We start from the raw sequence: 715 nt of genomic DNA on the forward strand, positions 1-715 counted from the left end.
GTTTCTTTGCCGAATGTGACAAAAGCGACACGGGGCGATTACTTTGCGTGGTGCTGGATAAGGACGGGCGAGACCGACCTCGTACTGTCGGCTCAGAAGGTGGCACTTGAAGGACGCTCCGCCCGAGACGCCCTTGGCGAAATTGATCACCTCACCCCAGTCGAGCCGCGTGTCGACCAGCCGACCTGGCCGCACGCGGTGCATTTGAGGTGTGCCGAGATATCGTACCAGTCTGCGTTGCCAACCCGTCCCAGCCGTTGCGGCATGGTAGTGAGCTAAATTGAAGGGCTCATTGATCCGCAGGTCTCTTGGGTTTTCTTGAGCGCGTGCGCACGCCAATGTTTGAGCACGTACCCCTGCTCACAGTGATGGTGCTTCTGGGCGTAGCTAATCGAACCGATCACAATCAAAGCCACTACGACAAGTCCGGCGACGATGTTCTGCACCATGGTTGTCAATCCCTGGGACCGCACCGCCCCAAACGGGGATGATGGACACCGGAATTCTTCGCGGCGATGGATATTTGGGATTAGGTTTCCCTGCAGGCCATCGGTTAGCACCCGATACCCCATTCCGCCGATGGGTGCCTTGGCGTCCCAGTTGAAGTTTGGCCAGACGTCGGCGCCGCGCTTGCCCGTAAGCAAAGGGCTTGGGCGGCTCAATCCGCCTGCGGCTCCGCTGGCGTTCTACGTCGGCTGTCTCGTGGCCTGGAGCC

1 protein-coding gene is annotated in these 715 nt (G+C 59.7%); it reads right to left on the reverse strand.

The features are described 5' to 3' along the window. Window positions 1–275: 275 nt before the first annotated feature. The gene (locus AC066Y_RS43280) at window positions 276–449 is read right to left on the reverse strand and encodes a hypothetical protein (RefSeq protein WP_478279142.1); all 174 of its coding nucleotides are present in this window, start codon (window positions 447–449) and stop codon (window positions 276–278) included. Between the last annotated feature and the right edge of the window lie 266 nt (window positions 450–715).

The sequence above is a fragment of the Bradyrhizobium sp. USDA3010 genome, assembly GCF_056429065.1.